The organism is Dyadobacter sp. BHUBP1 (assembly GCF_050587785.1).
Taxonomy (GTDB): domain Bacteria; phylum Bacteroidota; class Bacteroidia; order Cytophagales; family Spirosomataceae; genus Dyadobacter.
Genome location: NZ_JBOBIH010000007.1, coordinates 273,515 through 292,319, shown reverse-complemented (window position 1 = coordinate 292,319; position 18,805 = coordinate 273,515). Strand labels below are relative to the sequence as shown.

Below are 18,805 nucleotides of genomic sequence, written 5' to 3'. Positions count from 1 at the left end.
AGAAATTTAACATCAGACAAAAAAAGCTGCTCACCGTTAAATGAGCAGCCTTTTTTACAAATAATGGATTCTTATCTATTCCACCATAGGGCCGTAGTGATATCGTCATTGCCCTGTGCTTTCACTGCATTCTGGTAATTGGCCAGATTTACACTTTGCTCTTTCGGCGGGTAATACAAGCGCTGCGGAACCTCTTCGCCGAACAACGGCTGGAATTTATAATCGGTGGTTTGGCCACCCACGGTACGCCGCCAGACGACGTCGCCGGGTTTCACCAGAAAGGTGGGATAGCCCGTGCGGCGGATTTCGGCCCAGGCTTCGTCGCCCTGCGTGTAAAGCGCCAGATATTTCTGGTTCAGTACATTGGCCTTGTCGGCCTTGGGAAGTGCGGCGAGATAGGTGGTGATATCGGCCTGTGCAATGCCCCATTTTTGCAGGGAAGCGGTCACGCCATTGATGTACTCCTGCTGGTCCCAGTTTTTATATTCCGAAATCAGGAATGCCACTTCGGCATATTCCTGTAAAACTTCTCCATAATTGGCCGCATTCACCACGGCGCCGGGAAGACTCACATCGGTGGCCGTAAGCAACCCGGCCGCTGCCACAGGAAGCCCGTATGGCTGACCTACATAGTCACCGGCTGCATTTTTAGAGGCGTACACCGGCAAGCGGGGATCTTGCACTTTTACGGTTCCCAGTTCGCCTTTCAGTACGTTGATGATCACGTGCGAAACGGCGAAATCCTTACGGTTGGCAGTCACCGTTGCGCGGTAAAGGGGCGCTTCGTTCGGAGCAAGCGACTGGTATTTGAACACGGCATTATCCGCATTGGAAGTGAAAACACCTTTTGCCAGGGCGTCGTCGAAATGCGTTTTCGATTCGGCAGGCTGCTGCTTGCGGATGCGCGTCGCGATACGCAGGCGCAGGGAGTTCGCAAACTTGGCCCAAAGTTCGTTCTTGCCTTTGTAGATCACATCGTAAGCACCGAACGTCGTTGCGGTTTTATATTTGATCAGCGTGTCGCCGGCGGCTTTCAGCTCGTTGAGAATGTCGAGGTAAATCTTCTGCTGGCTCGCATAGGCCGGGCTCAAGTTCTCGGGTTCCTGCTGCAATGCCTGAAATTCGGGATCCTGGTTGCCGTACGATTGATAGGGAATATTGCCAAAAACATCTGTCAGGTTCTGGAACGCATACGCTTTCAGAATGCGCGCGATCGCGATCTGGTTGGCGTTGGTTCCCGCGGTTCCGGCGGTCGCGATGCTCTTGGTCGCAGGATCGGTATTCAGCCTGATGATCTCGTTGAGGTTGTTCAATGCCTTATATGCATTGCTCCAATAAGTATCCGAATACGAACGCGGAATGTCATAGCGCGACTGATCGCTGTAAATATTCTGACTGTAATATTGGGCAAAAAGCTGTGAGCCGCGCAAGGAGCTGTTCTCGTTGCGGATGTTGTCGATCACCTGTTTTTCGGCTGAGAGCAGGATAGTGGTTGTGGTCACGTTCTGCGGCCGGTTCGGGTCCTTGTTGATGTCCTCGAAATGGCTGTCGGAGCAGCTGGCCAGCAATGCGCCGATGCCGAAGGTCAGAATGCCTTTTTGATATAGGAACTTTTGCATAATTTTTAGTTTGAGGTGGTTAGAACTTCACATTTACATTCAGACCATACGTGGCAGGCACCGGAATGTTACCGCCTTCGAGGCCCTGGATATTGCCGCCGCCATTGGTAAACTCGGGGTCGATGTACTTGCTGGCAGTGTAAATGTTGGCCAGGTTACGACCGTAAATCCCGAAGTAAACCTGTTTTACAGCCTTGCTGTTGAGCGCCAGGTTGTACCCGAATGTGATCTCGCGGAGTTTCACAAATGTCGCATCGAAGATCGTTTGCGGGGTAGGGCCGCTATATTCCCCACGAGCCCATGCCTGCGCCGTAATGCGGGTGTCGTTTTGTGTAGTGTTAGTCACCTGGTAGGTACCGTCGGCATTGTAGGTAACGGTACCTTTCACACCATCTAGCACCACCCCGGTTTCGCGCACGTTGTTCGCAGCGGTTTTATCCAAAACACCGGCGTACATCGCCACTTTGTAGGTCTGCGAGAAAAACTTGCCGCCTACGCGTCCGTCGACGAGAAAGCCGAGGTTGAAGTTCTTGTATGTAAAGTTGTTCTGGAAACCGAAAAGGTATTTCGGCAACACGCTTCCCAGCGGGGTAAGCTGCTGCGCCCGCTCGTAGGTACCGTCGGCTTTGATCACCTTCTGGCCATCGGCCGCGTACACGAAGTCGTTACCGAGGATTTGTCCGTACGGCTGGCCCTCACGCGCCACGAGCGTAACGAGGCTGTTGGCGAGCTGGAACGTGTTGATGCCCGGAGCCAGTGCGATCACCTTGTTGCGGTTTCTCGACCAGTTGAGGCTTGAATTCCATTCGAAACCATTCGAGCGGACCGGGGTACCTGTGAGTGTTAGTTCGATACCCTTGTTATTGATCTTACCCGCATTGATCACCTTCGAGTCATAACCAAATGCCGACGACACCGGGATGTTGATGATCTGGTTGCGGCTCACATTGTCATAATAGGTAATGTCGAGGCCGACGCGGTTTTTCAATGCCTGGATATTCAAACCGGCTTCCCACGAGCTGGTAATCTCCGGTTTCAGCGCCTGGTTGTTCAGCTGTGCAGGCAGTTTGTAAGAAGGCAGCCCGTCAAACGATTGGCTCGCTTCATAGGCACGTTGCAGCTGGTAAGGATCTGTGTCGTTACCCACCTGCGCCCAGCCGAGGCGTACTTTGGCAAAATCCAGCCAGCTGATATCCTTCACGCCGTTCAGTTCGCTGAGGATCAAACTTGTGGTGAGCGACGGGTATGCGAATGAGTTGCGGTTCAATGGCAGGGTAGAAGACCAGTCGTTGCGCAACGTTCCGTCGAGGAAGAGAAGGCTCTTCCAGCCCAATGAGACGCTACCGAAAATGGAGCTGATTTGCTTGCGATAGGCATTCGAGTTCACCAGTACCGAGCTCGCATTCTTCAGGTTGTAATATTCAGGAATGATCAATCCGCCTTGCGTAACGGCGTCGCTGATGCGGCGGCGCTGGCTCATGATGTTGCCACCCGCATTGACATTCAACGAAATGTCTCCCCAGCTCTTGGTCGCCGAAGCGAGCAATTCGTAGTTGAACTCGCTGAAATTGTTGTTGTACTCCTGATACTGCGACTGCGTCCGCGAATACACGGCAATGCGGTCCTGATATTGGTACTGGTACACATCCGCATTCACTTTTCCGCTTAGTTTGAGCCAGCTGTTCACGTCGTAGACCACGCCTACGTTGCCGTAAAAACGATCACGGTTTTCTTCCAGATAACTCTGGTAAGCCGACCAGTACGGGTTATCGATAAACTTCGCCGCCTCGCCCGCCGGGGTATCCTGGTAGCCCGAGCGGTTCCAGAGGATCTGGCTGCCGTCGGCACGTTTGTAGTTTTTCAGCTTCTCGTAATCCACCTGTACTTGTCCCCACTGGAATGCTTCGAGGATGATATTCCGGTTGGTAGCACCCGTCCACGGCCTTCCTGTCGACTGGTTTTTGATATAATTGAAGTTATTGTAAAACTTGAATTTGCCCGCCGTCGTAGAACCCGAGAAATTGATCGAGTTACGTTTCAGGGATGAATTTGGAACAGTACCTTTCACATTTTTATTGGTAAATGAAATGCGGTAGGTCGAGTTGGCATTACCGCCGCTCACGGCAAGACTGTTGGTGTTCGAAACGCCGGTTTCGAAGAAGGTATGCACGTCGTTTTTGGGGTAGGCCCACGGCTGTGGTTTCAGGTATTCGGCTGTATTCTCAGGGTCGAGGTTATACCAATGCAGTACAGGCGTACCGTCCAGTTTCGGCCCCCAGCTTTCGTCCACCGCATATTCGGCGATGTTATATTCCGTGCCGTTGATGGTCGCTTTCTGGAAAGTGCTTGAAAAACCACCGCCGTACAACTGCTGGCGTTTCGGCAGGCGCACGATATTCTCAAACTCCACGCCTGTGTTCAGTGTGATATTCACCTTGCTGTTTTCCTTGCCTTTTTTGGTGGTAATCAAAATCACACCGTTTGCGGCGCGGGTACCATAAAGTGCCGCTGCGGATGGTCCTTTCAGTACGGAGATATTCTCGATGTCGTCGGGGTTCAGGTCCTGGATCATGTTACCGACGTCCTTGCCGCCGCTTCCCGCGCTGGTCGCTGCGCTGTTGAGGTCCGCATTGTCGATCGGCGTGCCGTCGATCACATACAATGGCTGGTTGTTACCCGAAATGGAGTTGATCCCGCGGAGCAACACGCGCGACGAGCCGCCCATGTTACCACCCGAGGTAACCACCTGCAAGCCGGCCACTTTTCCGGATAACGCGCTCAGGGCATTGGTAGGGCGCGTTTGTAATGCCTCACCTTTTACTTCCTGCACGGCATAGCCCAGCGCGCGCTTCTCGCGCGAAATGCCTAATGCAGTTACCACCACCTCGTTCAGGATTTTGGCGTCCTGTTTCAGGGCGATGGCGATTTTGTCGCTGGTACCCACCGGTAATTCCTGGGTAACGTAGCCGATAAATGAAATGACCAGCACGGCCGATTCGCCGTTGACATCAAGGCTGAAACCACCGTTGGCGTCGGTCAATGTACCTGTCGACGTTCCTTTTATGGTAACGGACGCCCCGGGAAGACCGCTGGCGTCATTGGCGTCGGTGACAGTACCGGTAATAGTCCGCTGCTGCCCATGGGCGAGCCCGGTCGCCAATAAAGTCACCAGGATGAAGTAGATAAATCTCGTTTTCATGAATTGTATTTTGGTGAGGATTCGTTGATTTTGCTGTTTTGAAATTTTCTCCTGTTTTTGGCTAATGAATATTAAAATTGATTTTCTGTAAACTTGAATTAAGGAAATTAAATTCCGTAAAATCGATTAATATGAAGTTATTGTAAAGTTTGTATTATTAAATATTTTGTAAATGTATTAAAAATGAATTAAAACGCTTATTACCTATCGGAATAATAGATTAAAATATTAGAAAGGGTAAAAGTTGGATTGTTCTTAGTTGAGCGGTTTTGGGCGGGATATGCTGTATCCGCTGACGGGTATTTGTTCCGGAACGCCTTCATTCCCTTGGAAATATGGGGTTTTCGTCGGCCGGGTAACATTTATTTAACACGAAAGATAATCCGCATAGTAGTCCGTTGCGGCAGTGGTAAAGTATCCTCTACATACCGCGACAGTCAACAGGATGTCAGTTTCAAGGGCTCAAATATTGATTGAAAAGCTGATCAGCAACCGTCTTTCGGCGGAAGAACTGTCTGAATTGCTCGCCGGCACCCACGATGAGGCTGTGCAGCAGGCCTATTCGGATGCGCTGGAAATGTACTTCAATCGGTTGCTCGCTGAGGAGTCGGACAAACGGCGTAACCTGCCGGACTAGAAGCGGTGTAAAACAACTGTATTTATTACCTACTCGCCTAATACTAATACTATGAAACCAAAGGCTACCCTGAAAACGGCGGCACGATGTATGTTGGCCGCAATCTGTCTATCTGTTCCGCCGGCCACGGATATGGTTGCCCGGGCGGAAGTTCCGGGCAAAAATGCACTCTTTCCTGTGGCCGACAGGATTAAAGGAAAAGTTACGTCGGCTGTCGACGGTTCGCCGATTCCCGGCGTGAACGTGCTCGTGAAGGGCACCCAGATCGGTACCACTACCGATGCAACGGGGGATTTTTCCCTAGATGTGGATTCAAAAAATGCAGTGCTTGTATTCTCCTATATCGGCTTCAATACCACCGAGGTGACAGTGGGCGGCAAGAGCGTGGTGGATGTGGTGTTGTCCGAAAACGTGGCCACTTTGCAGGAGGCCGTTGTTACGGCTTTGGGTATCAAGCGTGAAACCCGCTCATTGGGTTATAATGTGGGTAAGATAGAAGGCCGCGAGGTGGCTAACGTGGCGAACGAAAACGTGCTGACGTCGCTCTCCGGCCGTGTTTCGGGTGTTTCCATCAACCAGACCAGCGGTGTCGGTTCGTCGATCAGCATTGTAATCCGCGGTGCGGCTTCATTGAAAAACAACCAGCCCCTGTTCGTTGTCGATGGCGTGCCGCTGGCGAACAGCCTCGCGAACGTCAGCGAAAAAGGGAGCGGCAACAAGGTCGATTACGGTAACGCGATTTCCGATATTAACCCCGACGATATTGAAAGTATGTCGGTGCTGAAAGGCCCTAGCGCGGCAGCATTGTACGGCTCGCGCGCCGGTAACGGGGTGATCCTGATCACTACCAAGTCGGGTAAGAAAGGCAAGGGCCTGGGTGTTTCGTTCTCGACATCCAATGTGTTCGAAAAGCCTTACCGTTTCCTTGATTTGCATTACAAATATGCCAATGGAGAGCGTCCGTTCCAGTTGGACGAATCATCGGCCTATTGGGGCGGTCTGCCGCTGGACGCGGGTAACAAAGAAATACAGTGGAACTCACCTGTCGGTGCGGATGGCAAACAGATCCCGACCGAGCTGAAATCGTATAAGAATAACATGAAGAACTTCCTTCAAACGGGAATCACTTCTACCAATAACCTGACCGTTTCGGGTTCTACCGACAAGGCTACCTACCGGATTTCATACAATAATATGAGCAACCGTGGCCTGATCCCGAATTCGGACTTGTACCGCAATGCACTGAGTTCGGCATTGACGTTCGATATGTCGAAGAACCTGAAACTGAGCTCCAATCTCAACTTCGTTCGTTCGAACTCCAACAGCCGCCCGCAGACGTCGGAGCGCGACGGGAACCCGTTGCAGGCGGTGTATTACTCGCCAAGCTACGATGTGCGCGACCTGAAAGGCGTTTGGAAGCCGGGCCGCGAGGAAATCGAGCAGCTGACGGTCGCGCCGGGTGAAACGGATAACCCCTATTTTCTTGCCAAACACCTCACGAACGCCTTCACACGCGACCGCCTGTACGGAAACCTGAAACTCGACTGGACGATCGCCCCCGGCCTCACAGCATTCGTGCGCTACTCGCACGATATGTACGATGAAGACCGTGAGACTAAAATTCCATGGAGTTATAAAAGCATGGCCAAAGGGGGATATTACCTCGAAAACGTAGGCCGCAACGAGGGTAATGCCGACTTCCTGGTTACGAAGACGATCAAGACTGGTGATTTTGACATCAGCCTTTCGGGGGGTGGTAACATTATGCGGCAAAAAGGGAACAGTTCCAACCTGGGAGGCCGTGATCTTTCCGTACCTGGTTTGTACAATATCTCAAATATTCCTGTTATAAATCGTGTGGTGGGTAACAACAGTTACAAAAAAGCGATTTACAGTTTGTACGCGTTGGGTTCATTTGGTTTCAAAAACCAGCTTTACCTCGATTTAACCGCGCGCAACGACTGGTCGAGTACTTTGCCCGCATCGAACCGTTCCTATTTTTATCCTTCGGCATCCCTCAGCTGGCTGGCAAGCACGACTTTCAATATGCCATCCTATATTACGATGCTTAAATTCCGCGGAGGCTGGGCGCAGGTAGGTAATGACACCGATCCTTATCAGTTGTATAATAATTTAGGAACCGGGGCATGGGGTAACCTCGTTACCGCTAACCTGGGCGGAACGCTGCTCAACCCGAAATTGCTGCCGGAGATCGCTACTTCGTCCGAAGGGGGTGTGGACCTGAATATGTTCAACAACCGCCTGCGTTTTGACCTGACTTACTACGACCGTGCCAATACGAACCAGATTTTCACGGTTCCCATGGCTCCCTCAACAGGATACGAGTTTATGAACATCAATGCCGGTAAGCTAGTGAGCCGGGGCTGGGAGATCGGTATCGGTGGTACGCCCATCAGCAACCTCAATGGCTGGACCCTCGATGTGAATGCGAATTTCAGCCGCAACCGTGTGACAGTAAAAGAACTGGCGCCTAACTTCCCGTATTTCGAACAATGGGGTGAAAACGGCGCGGGCGCATATACCTACGTAGGCGAGCAGATCGGTAATATTTACAGCCGCGGTTTTGCGACCGTTACCGACCCGAATTCGCCTTACTACCGCTGGCCGATCATCGCGTATGATGGCGAGGGCGGTGATATGGACTGGCAATCGCTCGGTGGCCGCCAGAACAACGTGAAGGTTGGTAACTATAATCCCGATTTTATGGTGGGCGGTCAGGTTAACCTTTCTTACAAGCGCTTCTCACTGGGTTTGAGCCTCGACTGGCGCCAGGGTGGTGAATTTATGTCGTTCACCTACCGCTACGGCGAGTCCGACTGGAAATCGCAGCGCCAGATCGACAACCTGATCCCGGGCAGCCTTTATTCGCCGGACCAACTGGTTGCATTGTTGAAATCGGATCCTGAAAAATACATCATCCCGCAAAACGGAAACTTCCCGCGGGTAGGAGGGCACACGGCCGCTACCGGTGGCTTCGGAGCTGACGGCGACGGTGCGTTCATTCCGGGTGTTTGGGAAGATAAGGACGGTAATTACCACGAGTGGCTCGGCGGCGCCGGTACCAAATACATGCCGATCACTGCCATGTACCCTTGGAGTTTCAACCAACAAGTAACCTTCGACGCGTCGTTCGTTAAATTGCGTGAGATTACATTGACCTACAAAATCCCGATGCTTTTCAATTCGATCCGCAATGCGAGCTTGTCGCTGTACACCCGGAACATTATGCTTTGGAATGCGGCCAAGATTGGTATCGATCCTGAGCGCGCATTCTGGGCCGACCCAAGCAAAGGCGGTTTCCGTCAGGGTATCGAGCGGCAGAATGTAATGCCATGGACGATCCCATTCGGTTTCAAGCTTAATTTCGATTTCTGATTCATTCCTGAATATTCAAAGCGATGAAAATTTTTAAATATATCCCCAAAATCATTCTCGTACTGGCCGTGCTGGTTGCTTCGTCCTGTAAGGAAAGCCTCACGGAGATCAACGAAAACCCGAACGGTGTTGACCCTAATACCGCCAATCCGAATTTGCTCATGCCGACGGTCATGTCGGGCGTGGGAACGCAATACCTGAAACTGGGTTACGGTCGTATCGCAGGTGTGGTTCAGCACACGCAGGAAGATGCCTGGAAAGACGGGTTCAATGACTATAACTGGACCGAGGAGGACGATGAATGGAAAGCATGGTACGGCTTTCTGCGAAATAACAACCTGCTCTACAAACGATCGGTCGAAATGGGTTTTACATTTCACCAGGGCGTCGCGCTGACGATGAAGGCATTCATTTTCGGAACCATCGCCGACCTGTGGGGCGATGCGCCTTATACCAATGCGCTGAAAGGCGACGCGGGCGAAATGCTGCCGGCATTCGATAGCCAGGAGGTAATTTACAAAGGTATTATCGAGGATCTGAAACAGGCTTCCTCACTGTTCGCCACCGCCGATGTTTCTACTTACGCGCCGGGTTATGATGTGTATTACAATGGCGATAAGCTGAAATGGCAGAAGTTCGCCAACTCGCTGTTGCTGCGCTATTATATGCGGGTGTCGGCCAAGTTGCCCGATGTTGCCAAAGCCGGTATCGAGCAGGTTTACAGCTCTGGTATTTATCTCAAAGAAGCCTCCGATGATGCAGTGATGGACTATATCGGTACGGCTTCCGGAGATTCGTGGCCTACTGCCATTGCATTCGATGTAAGCCAGTCGAACTGGCGGAGAAGACGCCCGGCCGCCACTTTGCTGAATACCATGGTGGCCAGTAATGACCCGCGTCTGAAAGTGTGGTTCCAGCCGGTGCATGTGCGCTGGGTGTCGGATCCTACATTGAAAACCGGTGTGGATGAGTTTATCCGTAAAGATGGTGTGATCCAAACCGGCGTAAAGTCACTGACAGAGCAGGAATTGCGCGCGGAGATTTCGGCCGGACATAAGTTTACCCGCCATTTTAACCCTGCTACCTACAAGCCTGCACGTCCGGACCTTTTTAACGGGCCGCTCAACACCGGTGAATATGTGGGTATCCCGGCCGGTATGATCGATCCGACCTACTACAACGAAAACCCGACGACCGGTCAGCAGGTACAGAACCAGCACGCGTCGCAGCTGAGCTATGCGTATCAGGGTTCGAAAGGCGATTTGTTGAAAGCGCGCCTCGCGTCGGCTGCCGAAAGCGCATTCATCCTCGCCGAAGCGGCGCAAAAAGGATGGGCCACGGGAGGTGCGGAAGTGCATTATAATAACGGCATCAAGCAATCGCTGCAAACCTGGGGTGTGGCTAATCAATACGATGCCTATGTGAAAACGGTGGCTTACAAAGGCACATTGGCCCAGATTATGGAGCAGAAATGGATCGCCAGCTGGACGGCGGCTACCGAAGCCTGGTTCGACTACCGCCGCACCGCGTTGCCTGCGCTGGTACCGGGTGTCGCACCGGTTTCCCGTGCATTGCCGCTCCGTTTCATTTACAGCAATAATGAGTTGAATAACAACGGCGACAATGTTCGCAGTGCGATTGAAAAGCTGGAAGAGACTAATTTCTCCGGTCCCCGCAAGAAAAACAGCCAGTGGTCGAAGCCGTGGCTGGTACAGGGAACGGGCAAGCCATGGTAGAATGAATTTCGGCCGTGAGGTGAAATTTTTCATCCCAGGTTTCCGGATGTTCGCCCCAATGCCAGGGGGATTTGCCCCATACCATCGAATTAATTGTGCTGAATTCGCGGAGTTTGGCGTAATTGCCGGTGACAATGAATAATCCAGCACCCGTTTTTGAAAGCGGCCCTTTTCGGAGGGTCGCTTTCTTTTTTGCAAATTTGGGACTTAGTGTCGTCCATTTGCATGTTTCCTATTGCCTTTCATCCTGTCTTCAAATATCCTGTTCCGGAAGGTCACCGCTTTCCGATGGATAAATATGAATTGCTGCCTTTGCAGCTCCTGCGCGAGGGCATCGCGGAAGAGTCCGATTTCTTCAGTCCCGAGCCTATTGATACGCCTCCCGTGTACGCCGTACACGACCAGGCGTATGCCGATCGCTTCGTGGCCGGTATGCTTACTCGGCCCGAGATGCGCCGTATCGGATTTGAGCAGACGCCCCTGCTTGTGGAGCGGGAGCTGCGCATCGCCCGTGGAACCGTGGATGGCGCGCTCAAAGCATTTGATACGGGTATTGCATTCAATATTGCCGGTGGTACGCACCATGCTTCGCGCGATGCGGGCGAAGGTTTTTGCATGATCAATGACCAGGCGGTGGCTGCGCAATATCTGGTGGATCATGGAAAAGCTCGAAAAATACTGATCGCAGACCTCGATGTACATCAAGGTAACGGCACCGCCGACATTTTTACCAACGAGCCGCGTGTTTTTACATTCTCGATGCACGCGAAGAATAACTACCCATTTCGTAAGAAGAAGAGCGATCTCGATGTGGAACTGCCCGACCGCATGGAAGACAATGCTTACCTTACCCTGCTCCGCGGAACATTCCAAAATCTCGTAGAGCGTATTAAGCCTGATTTTATCTTCTACCAGGCCGGTGTCGACATCCTGGCAACCGACAAGCTTGGAAGGCTCTCGTGTACCATTGACGGTTGCCGCCAACGCGACGAAATTATCCTTCAAACCGCTCACCGGCTCGGTATACCGATCCAGTGCAGTATGGGCGGAGGCTACTCGCCCCAGATCAAAACGATCATCGAGGCGCACGCGAATACTTACAGGGTGGCGAAGCAATTGTAATTTGAAAAAGAAGTATACAGCAAGTTATAAATTCTTTATATAAAAATTAATTATATATATGAATTTAACTTCTTCTTTATGAAGCTATCCTGTCTTCGTTTTGTGCTGATTTTTTCTTTCTTGTGCGTTAGCTGTGCTCCGGGACTGGTCAACGGCCAGGACAATCGTTTGGTTAATCAGTTAAAAAGCCATGTCGTGGCGCTGGATTCGCTCGATCTTGCAGGCGAAAGTAATGTGCGCATTATGAGCAAGGCATTGCCCAGGGAATTTCAGATTTTGGGAATAGGAGAGCAGTCGCATGGCACTTCGGAGTTTTTTACTGCCCGGTTGCTGCTGATCAAGGCGCTGGCCGCGGACCCGGCGCTTACGAAAATCGGGCTGGAAGCGCCCATGGCCGAGGTCGAGCAATTGAATGACTACTTGCTGAAAGGGCGCGGCGACTTGGAAGCGATTTTGCGTTCGTTCAGGTTGTATGGATATGAATGTGCTGAGTTTGTGGACTTGATCGAAAGCGTGGGCAAAATGGGCAAAGCACGCGGGAAAGCCATTCGTTTCTTTGGATTTGATATGCAGAGCCCGTTTCAGTCGCTACAAAACCTGAGGGATTCCGGGGGAGCCAGCGACATTTCGGATTCGCTGAAGAGCCTCCTGCATTATTATGAATTGCTTAGTAATGAGGTTTATAATCACAGTATCAGTGCGACGGATTTTGCGGAGTTAAAAACACTGAGCGATCAGGTGCTGACTAAACTGGCAGAGAAGGCGCGGACCCATGAACTGGTCAGAAAAAGCATTCACAATTACCGGCAATTCCTGCTTTTGAACGATTCCGGGCATGCCCACACGATGGACATACAGTCGGAAATAAGGGATTCATTGATGGCCGAAAACGTACTGGCGGAAATTGAACCAGGCAAAAAGATGGTCATTCTGGCACACAACGCGCATTTGCAGCGAACACCGAACATTTTTTCCAAAAGTATCGGTTCGTATTTGGCTCGGAAATTGGGAGGTGCCTATCAATGTGTTGGGCTGACAACCGCTTATGGTTTCTACACGACATTTAACCCCAAGGCGGGCCATATTACCGATCAAAACAAGGTCTTTGCCGGCGACAGTACTACCTGGGAATACCATTTCTCGAAACTTCCTCAACCAGTCTTCTTTATGAACACAGCTGTTTTGAAGCAGCAGCTGAAAGGCATCCGTTGGCCAGGTCGATACAGACTGCTGGTCTACGGTTTGCCCGATAACCAGTTCTTTGACGGCTCTCTTCCCGATGATTTCGATTATATTCTTCACATCAGGCAAACATCCGGCAACCACAGCTTTTATCTAAAATAACCTCTTTTTAAATTGTATTTATTTGATATTTTAAACAAGCGTTCCCATGGCGCTTGATTTGTGAATTATTGGGTCGGCCGCATGACGCGCCCTGCGCCTGCAAAAAATGGTACCCTGGTTTTAACTAAAAATACACTTCAAAAACCGGTTCGGATGATGATCGCCACGGGCTCCTTAGAACGCTCCGGCCGGCCGTTCTTTTGCTTCCGATGCATGCAGCCTAAGAGCTTGGTTGAACCCAGGGGATAGTTATGCGGCTGATCTGCCAGGAACAATAAATAGTTCACGCTTTGTGTCGAATTTATGAGGTGTTTATATTGAAAAACAAATAGTTACATGTTGTTTGAAATATTGAAAAAAGGGGTACATTCGATATTCTGAAGTAAATATTGACCCTTTCAATACTCCTCTATATGTGTTCGTTGAAGTATCGCTGCGCCCTCGTAGTAGTACTACTGGTGCAGCACCTAACTAACGTTACGGCCCAGGAAAATAGGGCTTACAACCTTTACCTCAAAAGTGGTACAATCACACCGGTACCTGTAACTGAACTTGTACGAAAGCGACCGGATAGCGCATTCCGGACCGCGGTCGGTGGTGAAGTAGAATTTGTAATAATCCAATTTTTTGAAATTCCTGAACGACCGGTGATCGATCGCCTTAAGGATGCCGGAATCACCCTGTTTGACTACATTCCCGAGAACGCCTACACGGCCCTCGTGCATGGCGAACCTGACCGGGATGCGTTGCAGGCGGCGGGGGTGAGGGCGATTCTCGAGTTGCAGCCTGAACAGAAGATCCAGCCGGCATTGCTGGGATCTAACCTGCCGTCTCATGCGGTGCGGGAGGAAGGGAAAGTGAATGTACGGATCAGCTATGTAAAAACCTGGAATCCCGACAGCATGCAGCAAGCGATCGATAAGCATGGAGCCCTGCTGCTCTCCGATGCTTTGAGTCCTTATCAGATCGTGGAAGTGCAGGTTCCCGTGGACAGACTGCTTGCATTGGCAGGCCAGCCATGGGTGCAATATATAGAAGCGGTGCCTCCGCCGGAGGAGCCGCTCAATGACAGGAGCGAAGCAGCGACGCGGGCGAACGTGCTTGCGTCGCTGTTGCCAGGCCAGAGGCAGCTTACCGGTGAAGGTGTGGTGATCGGGATAGGCGATAGCGGGTACCTGTTGGAGCATATCGACCTGGCCACGAAGGTTATCAGCTACAATCCCGAGAGCAGTTACTGGCATGGCGTTCACGTTGCGGGTACGGCTGCGGGCGGCGGCATTATGAACGAGCGGTACAAGGGATATGCCCCCGGAGCGTCGCTGATCAAACGCACCAATTCAGAGATATGGAAACAGGCATCGAATCTTGTCCGGGATTTCGGATTAATGATAACCAATAATTCGTACGGCGGAAGCGTATGCCCCGACTATGGTTCCTACACGTTCGATTCCTACATTCTCGACCGCCAGGCGTTCGATCTGCCCAGTTTACAACACGTATTTGCAGCTGGGAACAGCGGATTGGAAGCTCCATGCGAAGGCTTTGTGGCAGGTTTTGGCAATGTAATCGGAGGGAGTATTTCTTCTAAAAGTGTGATCAGCACCGGACGGACCGGCGCGAACAACCTTATTAGCGCCAGTTCGAGTAAAGGTCCTACCAGGGATGGACGCATTAAGCCGGAGATCGTTGCTCCGGGGACCGGCATTGTTTCAACGCTTCCCGGAAACACTTATCAGGGAGGCTCGGGAACCAGCATGGCAGCACCTGCGGTCACCGGAGGGCTGGCATTGTTGTACCAGCGGTACAGGCAGTTGAATGGCGGAAATAGCCCGAGGAACGCGCTTATGAAGGCGCTGCTGTGCAACGGGGCTACCGACAAGGGGCTGCCCGGGCCGGATTTTACCTATGGTTTTGGCATGATGAACTTGCTCCGATCGGTTTCGATGTTGGAAAAAGGGCAATACTTTAATGGCACGGTTGCCAACGGGGGAAAGAATGGCTATGAAATACCGGTGCCGGCCAATACGGCGTTGGTTAAAATCATGCTGTACTGGAACGACCCTGCCCCGGCGGTGCTCACCGGGAAAACGCTGGTCAATGACCTCAATTTGACGGTAGCCCGGTCGGGTGGTACTGAAATACAGCCCGCATTTCCCAGGGCGGCCAATCCGGCGGCGGCAGCTGAGCCGGGTGTGGATAGCGTTAATAATGTGGAGCAGATCGTTCTCGAAGCGCCCCTGGCAGGGACTTACGTTGTGAATGTGGCAGGCAAAAAGGTGCCTAGCGGCCCGCAGGAGTACTTCGTTGTTTACGACATTATCGAACCTTCCGCAGTGCTGACGTACCCTTCCGGGGGCGAGCGATTCACCAAAGGTGATGTGATTGATATCTACTGGGATAGCTATGGCAACGCCGACAGCACATTTTCAGTAGCCTATTCGCTCAATGACGGTGCGTCGTGGACGAACCTGAACACCGCGGTACCGGCGGGTACCAGCCAGCTCAGTTGGACGGTACCTGACGCATTCACTACCACTGCCAAAGTCCGCATTACCCAAAACAGCACCGGAGTGGTTAAGGAAAGCGCAGTGTTTACGATTATGGACATTCCGGTAATTACCTTAGCTGCAAGCCAATGCGAAAGCTACGCTGCCGTACAATGGACTGCGGTAAGCGGCGCCACCGATTACGAGGTCATGCGTTTGCAGGGGAGGGAAATGCGATCAGTGGCCACTACCAGCGAACTGAAATATGTGCTCAGCGGGCTCTCCCGTGATTCGACCTATTATATTTCTGTAAGGGCCCGCAAGAACGGCGTGCCTGGCCGAAGGGCGGTGGCGATCAGCCGGAAACCCGATTCCGGTACTTGCGAGGGCATTATTTCGGACGGCGACCTGGCTGTGGACGCAATCGTCTCGCCATCCGGGTCGGGCAGGTTGTTCACTTCCAACAGCCTTGGCGCATCCCAGTTGATAAAAATACGGCTCAGGAACTTCGACGATCTGCCCGTGACTCAACCGTTTCAGGTAGGTTATTCCGTGGGCAACGGGGCAGTACACTGGGAGACGGTGCATTCGGATGTCACTGCCAATGGTTACCTCGATTATACATTCATCGAAGCTTTCGACATGCGCAATGCGGGTTCATATCCGCTCACGGTGATGGTGAAGCTGGACGGCGACCAGGTTGCGAACAACGACCGGAAATCGGTATTGGTCCGTCAGCTTGCCAATACGTCGGTTAACCTGCCATTTTCTGATGATCTCGAATCGCTGCAAAGCGCCGAAGTGAATGTGAACACCATAGGCATTGCCGGAACCGACCGGTATGATTTTTCGCAAGAGCGTGACCTGGGCCGGTTACGGACTTCGGTCGACCCTGGTTTGGCTTATTCGGGCTCCAAGGCATTTACGGTAGACGCTAACAGCGGCAACAATTCGCAGTATCCGACCTACCTGGACGCAACGTATAACCTGGCGACTTACCATGCTGACAGCGACGAAATTCGCTTGTCGTTCCGGTACCGGCTCTATGCCACGACCTGGCCTGCGTGGCCGTTGCGTGTATTCGTCCGGGCGAAAGATACCGACCCCTGGATCGAGGCACTGGAGAGCAATACTGTTCCTTATTTTACCAAAAACAACAACTACTGGCTGATGTCCGTCGAAGTGAGCGATTTGCTGAAACGGACCGGGAAGGATTTCAGCGCCAGTTTCCAGGTGAGGTGGGAGCAAAGTTTCCGATACCCCGCGCAGACGGACGGTGCGACGATCGACGATATACGCCTCTATACCACCAACAGTGATATGGAGGTCGTGAAAGTGAGTGCGCTGGCGATCCCTTCCTGTGATGTCAACGGGTATCAGGAGTATAGTATGCTGGTCAAAAATAATGGCGCCGAAGATTCATACCGGATGCCGTTCGAGGTATCGATCAATGACCAGCTTGCTTATCAGGGAAATGTGCCGGTGGTGAGGGCGGGTACCGACACGCTTTTCGCCTTCAACTTTTCTTCTACGCTGTTCATGAATAGCGACCGCAATGTGAAGGTCAAAGTCAAAAAGGCGTTCGACAAGAATGCAGGGAATGATGCGGCGGTTATAACTGCTAAAGCGGCCCAGGTGATTTCGCAATTCCCTTACCTTGAAGACTTTGAAAATGGTCAGGGCGGCTGGTATCTGACCGAATCGAACCCGCTGTGGGTGTTTGGTATGCCTGGTACCGGTAAGGTCACGACGGCTGCGAGCGGTAGCAATGCCTGGACGACCAACCTGGGTGGTGTGCGCTCGGGCGAGACCATATCCTATTTGTATTCGCCCTGTTTTGCGATGAGCGGCATGGCCCAACCGTCGCTGAGTTTCAGTGCGTCGATCGACCTCGCCGCGTGTACAGGTGATGCGTGCGACGTGGCATATGTGGAATACAATGTGAGTGGCAATACCTGGGTGCGCCTGGGGGCAATCAACAGCGGTACCAACTGGTACAATTCGCGGCAGGATGGTACGGACGTGTGGAACGTCCAGGACTATACCAGATGGCACGTGGCCACCACGCCGATTCCCAGTTATTTTCCCGGTGGCTATGTCCGTTTCCGCTTTGTAATTAAGAGCAAATCGGCCGGCGGGCGGGCTGGTATCGCGATTGACGATATCCATATTTATGATTCGCAGGCCACGGTGTATTTCAATGCGTTGCAGGAAACTTCGGAGGCATCCGCCAATGTGCAGGGCAATGAATGGGTGCCATTCAAGCTGAATAATTCACTGGTGGCGGCTATCAACCCGCACGGGCAGTCGCTGGGGCAGGTCTCGGTGAAGGTTTTTCAGGACAACGGGCCTATGCGGGTCGAAAACAAGCTGTACTACTTAGGCAGAAGTTTCACAATCTCGGCATCCCAGCCCGACTTTGCCCAACCCGTGGGCGTGCGGCTTTACATCACGGACGAGGAAAGTGAAAGGCTTATTTCGGCACCTGGAAAGGAAGGTATTGTGAAGCCGGCATCGGCTTACGAGCTGGCGGTAACCAAGTATTCGGGTAGCAATGAGGACGGTGATTTGACCAATGACGGTAGTGTCGCCTGGAATTTCTATCCTCGCAATGCGGTAAGGAAAGTGCCCTATGCACAGGGATACTATCTGGAATTTACGGTGAAGAGCTTCTCCGAATTCTGGTTCGCCAAGGATTTCATCGGGTTCGGGACACCGTTACCGGTGCGGCTTGCGAGCTTTTCCGCTACGCCCGCCGAAAGCAGCACGCGTCTCGAATGGCGTACGGCCGAAGAAGAGAATGCAAGCCATTTTGAAATACAACGAAGCCCGGATGCCCGCACCTGGACTTCGCTGCCCATCAACACGCCGGCAATAGGTGAAGGCGGGCATCGCTACGAAACCATCGATGCCTCGCCATTGGCAGGAGTGGGTTACTACCGGCTGAAAATGATAGATTTAGACGGAAGGTTTGCATATAGTCAGATCGTTTCGGTCGATTTTGCAGCTACCGGAAACTCTCCGGTGATGCTGTTTCCAAACCCGGTGGCCGACAAACTGTACATCCGGGGCGGTAACAGGCGGTTTTCGAGCGTTCGGCTGCATTCACTTTCAGGTATACGCCTCTTCACTTCCGCTGAAAACCAGTCGGTGGTGGATGTAGGGGCGCTGGCTTCCGGCGTGCATTGGGTGACCATTCATTATGCCGATGGTTCTCAAAGCAGTCACAAGATTGTGATTGTGCATTAGTATAAATTAACAAAAAT

General features: G+C 52.0%; 8 protein-coding genes. 6 read left to right on the top strand and 2 right to left on the bottom strand.

What is annotated here, in order from left to right; translation table 11 throughout:
* Positions 1 to 71: 71 nt before the first annotated feature.
* Together ACQ4MZ_RS24820 and ACQ4MZ_RS24815 are read right to left on the bottom strand one after the other, a co-directional pair.
* Complete coding sequence (locus tag ACQ4MZ_RS24820; RefSeq protein ID WP_430849639.1) at positions 72 to 1,619, bottom strand: SusD/RagB family nutrient-binding outer membrane lipoprotein; 1,548 nt, start codon at positions 1,617 to 1,619, stop codon at positions 72 to 74.
* A gap of 19 nt (positions 1,620 to 1,638) precedes the next feature.
* Complete coding sequence (locus tag ACQ4MZ_RS24815; RefSeq protein ID WP_430849637.1) at positions 1,639 to 4,818, bottom strand: SusC/RagA family TonB-linked outer membrane protein; 3,180 nt, start codon at positions 4,816 to 4,818, stop codon at positions 1,639 to 1,641.
* A 445-nt stretch (positions 4,819 to 5,263) separates the two neighbouring features.
* Here ACQ4MZ_RS24815 and ACQ4MZ_RS24810 point away from each other — a divergent pair, with 445 nt between their 5' ends.
* The 6 genes from ACQ4MZ_RS24810 (at position 5,264) to ACQ4MZ_RS24785 (ending at position 18,788) form a co-directional block, all read left to right on the top strand.
* Entirely contained in the window at positions 5,264 to 5,455 is a 192-nt protein-coding gene (locus ACQ4MZ_RS24810; protein ID WP_430849635.1) for a hypothetical protein, read from the top strand.
* A 51-nt stretch (positions 5,456 to 5,506) separates the two neighbouring features.
* Positions 5,507 to 8,851, top strand: coding sequence for a SusC/RagA family TonB-linked outer membrane protein (locus ACQ4MZ_RS24805; protein ID WP_430849633.1), 3,345 nt, complete (start codon positions 5,507 to 5,509; stop codon positions 8,849 to 8,851).
* Positions 8,852 to 8,874: 23 nt separating this feature from the next.
* The gene (locus ACQ4MZ_RS24800; protein ID WP_430849631.1) at positions 8,875 to 10,587 is read left to right on the top strand and encodes a SusD/RagB family nutrient-binding outer membrane lipoprotein; all 1,713 of its coding nucleotides are present in this window, start codon (positions 8,875 to 8,877) and stop codon (positions 10,585 to 10,587) included.
* 288 nt (positions 10,588 to 10,875) lie between these two features.
* Positions 10,876 to 11,709 carry a histone deacetylase family protein gene (locus tag ACQ4MZ_RS24795; RefSeq protein ID WP_430849629.1) on the top strand — a complete coding sequence of 278 codons (834 nt, stop codon included), beginning with the start codon at positions 10,876 to 10,878 and terminating at the stop codon, positions 11,707 to 11,709.
* A 78-nt stretch (positions 11,710 to 11,787) separates the two neighbouring features.
* Positions 11,788 to 13,053, top strand: coding sequence for an erythromycin esterase family protein (locus tag ACQ4MZ_RS24790; RefSeq protein WP_430849627.1), 1,266 nt, complete (start codon positions 11,788 to 11,790; stop codon positions 13,051 to 13,053).
* Positions 13,054 to 13,466: 413 nt separating this feature from the next.
* The gene (locus ACQ4MZ_RS24785; protein ID WP_430849625.1) at positions 13,467 to 18,788 is read left to right on the top strand and encodes a S8 family serine peptidase; all 5,322 of its coding nucleotides are present in this window, start codon (positions 13,467 to 13,469) and stop codon (positions 18,786 to 18,788) included.
* Positions 18,789 to 18,805: the final 17 nt, after the last annotated feature.

Coding starts and splice junctions, on each gene's coding strand:
- ACQ4MZ_RS24820 (WP_430849639.1), bottom strand. CDS start 1,619: ATGCAAAAGTTCCTATATCAAAAAGGCATTCTGACCTTCGGCATCGGC.
- ACQ4MZ_RS24815 (WP_430849637.1), bottom strand. CDS start 4,818: ATGAAAACGAGATTTATCTACTTCATCCTGGTGACTTTATTGGCGACC.
- ACQ4MZ_RS24810 (WP_430849635.1), top strand. CDS start 5,264: ATGTCAGTTTCAAGGGCTCAAATATTGATTGAAAAGCTGATCAGCAAC.
- ACQ4MZ_RS24805 (WP_430849633.1), top strand. CDS start 5,507: ATGAAACCAAAGGCTACCCTGAAAACGGCGGCACGATGTATGTTGGCC.
- ACQ4MZ_RS24800 (WP_430849631.1), top strand. CDS start 8,875: ATGAAAATTTTTAAATATATCCCCAAAATCATTCTCGTACTGGCCGTG.
- ACQ4MZ_RS24795 (WP_430849629.1), top strand. CDS start 10,876: ATGGATAAATATGAATTGCTGCCTTTGCAGCTCCTGCGCGAGGGCATC.
- ACQ4MZ_RS24790 (WP_430849627.1), top strand. CDS start 11,788: ATGAAGCTATCCTGTCTTCGTTTTGTGCTGATTTTTTCTTTCTTGTGC.
- ACQ4MZ_RS24785 (WP_430849625.1), top strand. CDS start 13,467: ATGTGTTCGTTGAAGTATCGCTGCGCCCTCGTAGTAGTACTACTGGTG.